Annotated in this window: 6 protein-coding genes; 4 read left to right on the top strand and 2 right to left on the bottom strand. The window is 44.5% G+C overall.

What is annotated here, in order from left to right; all coding sequences use genetic code 11:
* Nucleotides 1–179 precede the first annotated feature (179 nt).
* The 4 genes from R7190_RS16435 to R7190_RS16420 all read left to right on the top strand — a co-directional run bounded on the left by R7190_RS16435 (nt 180) and on the right by R7190_RS16420 (nt 4846).
* Nucleotides 180–1850: a SulP family inorganic anion transporter gene (locus R7190_RS16435; protein ID WP_005379997.1), complete on the top strand. Its 1671-nt coding sequence runs from the start codon at nt 180–182 to the stop codon at nt 1848–1850.
* 250 nt (nt 1851–2100) lie between these two features.
* Nucleotides 2101–3018, top strand: a complete 918-nt coding sequence (locus tag R7190_RS16430) for an ABC transporter ATP-binding protein (RefSeq protein ID WP_005380000.1) — start codon at nt 2101–2103, stop codon at nt 3016–3018.
* On the top strand, nt 3019–3789 hold the full coding sequence (locus R7190_RS16425; protein WP_005386598.1) for an ABC transporter permease: 771 nt from the start codon (nt 3019–3021) through the stop codon (nt 3787–3789). It begins immediately after the preceding gene.
* Nucleotides 3790–3916: 127 nt separating this feature from the next.
* Nucleotides 3917–4846: a Kdo(2)-lipid IV(A) acyltransferase gene (locus R7190_RS16420; RefSeq protein WP_137282350.1), complete on the top strand. Its 930-nt coding sequence runs from the start codon at nt 3917–3919 to the stop codon at nt 4844–4846.
* Between the two features lie 53 nt (nt 4847–4899).
* Here the strand turns inward: R7190_RS16420 and panC are convergent, their stop codons facing one another.
* Both panC and panB read right to left on the bottom strand, forming a co-directional pair.
* Nucleotides 4900–5805: a pantoate--beta-alanine ligase gene (gene panC, locus R7190_RS16415; protein WP_005380005.1), complete on the bottom strand. Its 906-nt coding sequence runs from the start codon at nt 5803–5805 to the stop codon at nt 4900–4902.
* A gap of 11 nt (nt 5806–5816) precedes the next feature.
* Entirely contained in the window at nt 5817–6611 is a 795-nt protein-coding gene (gene panB, locus R7190_RS16410) for a 3-methyl-2-oxobutanoate hydroxymethyltransferase (protein WP_005386592.1), read from the bottom strand.
* Nucleotides 6612–6633 lie beyond the last annotated feature (22 nt).

The following is a 6633-nucleotide window of genomic DNA, read 5'->3' as shown; positions in this document are numbered from 1 at the left end:
CGTTAAATATTCGTCAGATAGGACTCATCTGACTAGTTTTCATTAAGAAAAAAGTAAAATCTGGTGAAACTATTTGTGGTGTGAATTTAGCCTTAATCTATTTATGGTTTAAATTTTCGCCTAGCTCGTTAAAGTAGTGATATTTTACTTTTTAAAATTGAATGCAGGGAAAATCAGCAGTGTTCGGTAGTCGTTTTGAAGATATCAATTTCAAAGGGGATGTATTTGGCGGGGTAACCACGGCGATTATCTCTCTCCCTCTGGCGTTAGCGTTTGGTGTTGCATCCGGAGCCGGTGCTGAGGCCGGCCTTTGGGGGGCAATAATGGTCGGTTTGTTTGCCTCGTTATTTGGTGGTTCTAATACGTTAATATCAGAACCGACAGGGCCAATGACGGTAATCATGACCGCAGTATTAACCAGTATGATGGCGAAATACCCAGAAACGGGCATGGCTATGACTTTCACGGTTGTCATGATGGCTGGAGCGTTCCAAATCCTATTGGGGACGTTAAAACTGGGTAAATACGTTACCTTGATGCCTTACAGCGTTATTTCTGGGTTTATGTCTGGCATAGGTGTGATTCTTATCATTCTGCAGTTATCGCCTTTGATGGGGCATGCTGCGCCTTCAGGGGGAGTACTCGGAACGTTATCTGCTTTGCCGGAGACCATTTCTAACCTTAAGTTCAGTGAGTTGTTTTTGGGACTACTGACTTTGGGGATTCTTTTTTTCTTCCCTAAGCAATATCGTAAATACGTTCCTGCACAGCTCGTGGCATTGGTCGCGGTGACTTTATTGTCTGTGATTCTCTTTGATACAGAAGATATTCGTCGTATCGGTGAAATTCCTGCTGGGTTACCTTCTCTCGTCGCCCCTTATATTGACACAGATATGTTTGTCGAGATGGTCATTGATGCATTAGTGCTCGGCACGTTAGGTTGTATTGATACTTTGTTAACGGCGGTTATCGGTGACTCATTAACTCGTAAAGAACACGACTCAGATAAAGAGCTGCGAGGTCAAGGGTTAGCTAACATGATCTCTGGCTTGTTTGGTGCGCTGCCGGGGGCGGGAGCTACCATGGGGACGGTAACGAATATCCAAGTTGGGGCTCGTTCGCCATTATCTGGTGTGATTCGCGCACTAATGTTGGCGTTGGTTGTACTGGTTGCTGGTGGGCTAACAGAGCCAATCCCGATGGCTGTGTTAGCAGGCATTGCGGTGTATGTTGGCTTTAACATCCTAGACTGGAGCTTTATTCAGAGGGCACATAAGGTAAGCTTTTCCGGAATGGCGGTGATGTATGGCGTTATGTTGCTTACAGTATTCGTTGATCTTATCGTTGCGGTGGGTTTAGGCGTCTTTATCTCGAACATTATCATCATCGAGCGTTTGAGCCGAGAGCAGGCGCGACAAGTAAAAGCGATCAGCGACGCGGATGAAGATGATGTGCCGCTGACTGACAGCGAGCGTGGTTTGTTGGATCGTGCTAATGGTAAAGTGCTGTTCTTTTATCTTTCCGGTCCGATGATCTTTAGTGTTTCTAAAGCCATTTCACGTCAGCACTCTAGTATTTCGGACTATGACGTGATGATTCTCGATCTTACGGATGTACCAATGATTGATGTAACCGTCGGTTTGGCGTTAGAGAATGCGATTAAGGATGCTCTCGATGCCAATTGTGCCGTGTATTTATTATGCCCGAATGAGCGAACACGAGAACAGCTAGAGAAATTCCATGTGATTGACCTTGTCCCGGATGAAAATATGTACCAATTCCGTTACGAAGCATTGAATGCGGCGGTGGCACATGTTGAGGCAGACCAGTATCAGCGCATAACGGCGTAATCATTCTGACAGTTAAAAACGCAACAGTTTCCTGTTGCGTTTTTTTATGCTCTATTTTGTCTTACTTAGAGATAACCTTTACGAGGTAAGGGTTATATTTCCAATATTATCGAAAGGTTTATTTGTAATCATCGTTATTCAACGATAAACTGATGGACCTCCAGTACGATACCCAAGGCGATTTTGTAGTAAACCGCTGCTAAATATGAGTCGGTATTAGTAATCACAAACAAACGGCAATCAAGACCTTATGTACGCATTAGAAATTGAACAATTGCGCAAGACGTATGCAGGTGGCTTTGAGGCGTTAAAAGGTATAAGTCTCCAAGTGAAAAAGGGTGACTTCTACGCGCTTCTGGGTCCCAATGGTGCAGGAAAATCGACCACGATTGGCATCATTTCCTCCTTAGTGAATAAAACCTCCGGAACGACGAAAGTTTTCGGTTATGACATTGATACCGACCTCGAATTGGCCAAGCAGAATTTAGGCTTGGTGCCACAGGAGTTCAACTTCAACCAGTTTGAAACCGTTGAGCAAATTGTGATGCAGCAAGCTGGCTATTACGGTGTGTCTAAAGTGTTAGCCAAAGAAAGAGCAGAAAAATACCTGAAAAAATTGGATTTATGGGAAAAACGCCAAGAGCGTGCTCGTAACCTATCCGGTGGGATGAAGCGTCGTTTAATGATCGCAAGAGCTTTGATGCACGAGCCGCAATTACTCATTTTAGATGAACCAACGGCTGGAGTGGATATTGAACTACGCCGCTCAATGTGGGGGTTTCTGAAAGAGATCAACCAAGAGCAAGGAATTACGATTATTTTAACGACACACTACCTAGAAGAAGCGGAGATGCTGTGTCGAAATATCGGCATTATTAATCGTGGTGAGCTGATTGAAAATACCACCATGAAGGCGTTACTAGGTAAGCTAAGCGTCGAGACATTTATCTTGGATATTGAGTCAGAAGTCGAGGTGCCTGAGCTTGAAGGTGTTAATCGACAAAGTATTGTTGATGGCTCTTTAGAGATAGAACTAGATAAAAGCCAAGGATTGAATTCGGTATTCAGTCAGTTAACAGAGCATGGCATTAAAGTTCTCTCAATGCGTAACAAAGCCAACCGACTTGAAGAGTTGTTTGTCAGCATTGTAAGAGAGGGGAGTAATTAAATGTACGGTTTATATTGGACGGCATTTCGCAGCTTGCTGAGCAAAGAAGTCACTCGTTTTACACGTATTTGGGTGCAAACCTTAGTGCCGCCAGCCATTACGATGACGTTGTACTTCATCATTTTCGGTAATCTTATTGGCTCTCGAATTGGTGAGATGAGCGGCTTTAGTTACATGGAGTACATTGTTCCAGGTTTGATCATGATGTCGGTGATCACCAACTCATACTCGAACGTGGCGTCGTCATTCTTTAGTGCAAAGCTACAGAAGAACATTGAAGAACTGCTGGTGGCACCGGTACCAAACTATGTGATTATTGCTGGCTATGTTATGGGCGGCGTGACTCGAGGTTTGTTGGTCGGTGCAATTGTTACTTGTGTGTCACTTTTGTTCGTTGATTTGCAAGTGGAGCACTGGGGCATTATTGTCGCGACTGTCTTCATGACGTCGGTTGTATTTGCTCTCGGTGGCTTGATCAATGCGGTTTACGCAAAAACGTTTGACGATATTTCGATCATCCCTACGTTTGTATTGACTCCTTTAACTTACTTGGGAGGAGTCTTTTATTCGATCAGTCTGCTGCCTGAATTTTGGCAAGGCGTTTCTAAGATCAACCCAATCGTCTACATGGTGAATGCGTTCCGCTACGGCTTTTTAGGTGTCTCGGATGTGGGCATTGTCACTTCATTTAGTGTACTCGCAGTGTTTGTTGTTGCACTGTATGCCATCGCGCATTATCTAGTAACCAAAGGGATTGGGCTAAGAAGCTAAGCCATTCTCATAAAGCAAAGAGCGGCGATTCACGCTGCTCTTTCGCGTGCATAACAATACATACCCATACAATTTTTCGGTTTTTATCATGGTAGGTTTCAATCATTTGTAATAAATGAGTGATCCTATGAATATTGTCCCGCCGCCGCCTTTCTCCTATCAGTTACTTAAGCCCAAATATTGGTCTGTATGGCTGGCATTTGGATCTTTAGCGATTCTTGTTAATGTACTGCCATACGTAGTATTGCGAATCTTAGGTAGAAGCATCGGCTGTATTGCGATGCATGTAATGAAGCGCCGACACAAGATCGCTCTGCGTAATCTCCAGCTGTGTTTCCCTGATTTTACGGATTGGCAATGTAAGGACGTAGTACGAAAAAACTTTCAATATACTGGAATGGCGATCATCGAAACCGGTATCGCCTGGTTTTGGCCAGATTGGCGGATACGTCGGATAACCTCTATTGTTGGAAAAGATCGTTTACTCGCTGAGGAAAAGAATGGACGTGGTGTGTTGGTGGTGTGCAGTCACCATTTAAACTTGGAGATAACCGCTCGTATTTTTAGCCAGTTTGCCCAAGGCTATGGCGTTTATCGCCCAAATTCGAATCCTGCTTATGAGTTTATTCAACATCGAGGTCGAACTCGTTTTGGACATCAAATGATTGATCGAAAAGACGTGAAATCAATGCTCAAAGTTCTGAAGAGTGGTCATCGACTTTGGTATTTGCCCGACCATGATTATGGCGTTAGCCATTCTGTTTTTGCGCCGTTTTTTGCTGTTGAACAAGCGGCGAGTACAGTCGGGTCTAGTGTTCTCATTGATGCAACAAAGTGCGCGGTTATATCTGGCGTTACAGTGAGTAAAAATCACCATTACACGCTGTACATTGGAAAAGACATTAGCGAGCGTTTCGAGAGACGTAATGCGGTTAAAGCGGCAAGCATCTTGAACCAAGAGCTTGAGAAAATGATAAAACGTGATATTCCAGCGTGGATGTGGCTGCACAAGCGGTTTAAAACTCGCCCTGAAGGGTTAGATTGCGTCTATACGTAGAGTATAAAAAAGGTCGACTAAGAGTCGACCTTTTTACTTTTATGACTCAGAGCTTACTCTGCGCTCTCTGAGTTTGTATTGTTAGATTCAGCTTCTTCCTTCGCTTCGACAACCATATCTACCGTTTGGTTATCGATAAGACGAGCCTTGCCTAGGAACGCAGACATCAGAATGACAGCTTGTGTCGTTTCTGGTGTGATCACTTGTAATGTACGAGCATCACGAATGAAGATCTCATCAGGGTGCAGACCTGCAGCTCGAAGTTGGTCGCTTGCATCTTCGATGATCGATGCGTAGTCATCGCGGCCACCGCGAATGGCACTGCTGATCCAACGCATTGTACGAGCAAGTACAGGCGCACGTTGACGCTCGTCCAGCGTAAGCAAGCCATTGCGTGAACTCATTGCTAAACCGTCCATTTCACGTACGGTTGGTACACCGATGATTTCAATGTCCATTGCTAGGTCATCAACCATCTTGCGGATAACAGCAAGTTGTTGGAAGTCCTTCTCGCCGAAGCACGCGACATCCGGTTGTACGATGTTAAACAGCTTATTCACAATCGTCGTCACGCCACGGAAATGACCTGGTCGAGACGCGCCTTCGAGAATTGTTGATAGGCCAGGGACATCGACGAAGGTTTGCTTATCCAGACCTTCAGGGTAGATAACTTCTGGTGTTGGCGTAAATACCACATCGACCCCTTCAGAGGTTAACTTGCTTAAGTCTTCCTCTAGCGTGCGTGGGTAATTATTTAAATCGTCTGCACGATCAAACTGCATCGGATTAACAAAGATGCTTACGACAACGATATCAGCGTATTCGCGTGCTTTACGCACTAAAGTTAAGTGGCCTTCGTGAAGGTTGCCCATGGTAGGGACAAACGCCACTTTACGACCTTCACGTTTAAAGGTTTTAAGGTGTTCACGAACTGCTGAGATTTCCGCAAAAGTTTGCATGCATTTATCCTCTAGGCAATGGTATGAGCGTCGTCTGGGAATACACCGTTGGCTACATCTTCAATGTATTTAGTAACGGCTTTGCGCATATCACCTGTTTCAGCAAGAAAGTTTTTGGAGAATTTCGGCATGTAGTTGGCAGAAATACCAAACATATCATGCATTACGAGAATTTGACCATCTGTTACGTTACCTGCACCAATACCGATAACAGGAACGTCAAGCACTTGCGTAATACGTTCAGCAAGCTCAGCTGGTACGCATTCTAGTAAGACGATTTGAGCGCCTGCTTCTTGCAGTGCTAATGCGTCTTTTACCATGCGGTCTGCTTTTTCTTGATCGCGACCTTGGATTTTGTAACCACCAAAAATATTAACAGCTTGAGGAGTTAAACCAAGATGAGCACAAACTGGAACTGATCGTTCAGTGAGCATTTTCACCGTGTCGACAAGCCAGTCACCACCTTCAATTTTTACCATATTGGCACCAGCACGCATCAGTTTAGCCGCATTTTCGCAAGCTTGCTCTGGGGTGGTGTAGCTCATGAATGGCATGTCTGCCATCAACAAACAATTTGGGCTACCAGCGCGTACGCAACGAGTATGGTAAGCGATATCATCGACCGTTACTGGTAGAGTATCGTTGTGACCTTGCAAAACCATACCTAGAGAATCACCGACAAGAAGTACTGGCATTTCTTGGCTTTCAAACAGTTGGGCAAAGCTCGCATCATAAGCGGTTGAAGTAGCAAATTTACGACCTTCTTGCTTCCACTTGATTAGGTCGTTGATGGTCATTTTTTTCATGGTTTTATCCTTACTAGGAGTT

The sequence above is a fragment of the Vibrio sp. 1078-1 genome (genome assembly GCF_033340475.1).
The sequence above is the reverse complement of the archived record's forward strand: the minus strand, read 5'-3'. Positions and strand labels throughout refer to the sequence as shown.

Bases quoted from the DNA above. Each gene is read 5' to 3' on its own strand.
- R7190_RS16430 (WP_005380000.1), top strand. From the start codon at position 2,101: ATGTACGCATTAGAAATTGAACAATTGCGCAAGACGTATGCAGGTGGC.
- R7190_RS16425 (WP_005386598.1), top strand. From the start codon at position 3,019: ATGTACGGTTTATATTGGACGGCATTTCGCAGCTTGCTGAGCAAAGAA.
- R7190_RS16420 (WP_137282350.1), top strand. From the start codon at position 3,917: ATGAATATTGTCCCGCCGCCGCCTTTCTCCTATCAGTTACTTAAGCCC.
- panC (WP_005380005.1), bottom strand. From the start codon at position 5,805: ATGCAAACTTTTGCGGAAATCTCAGCAGTTCGTGAACACCTTAAAACC.
- panB (WP_005386592.1), bottom strand. From the start codon at position 6,611: ATGAAAAAAATGACCATCAACGACCTAATCAAGTGGAAGCAAGAAGGT.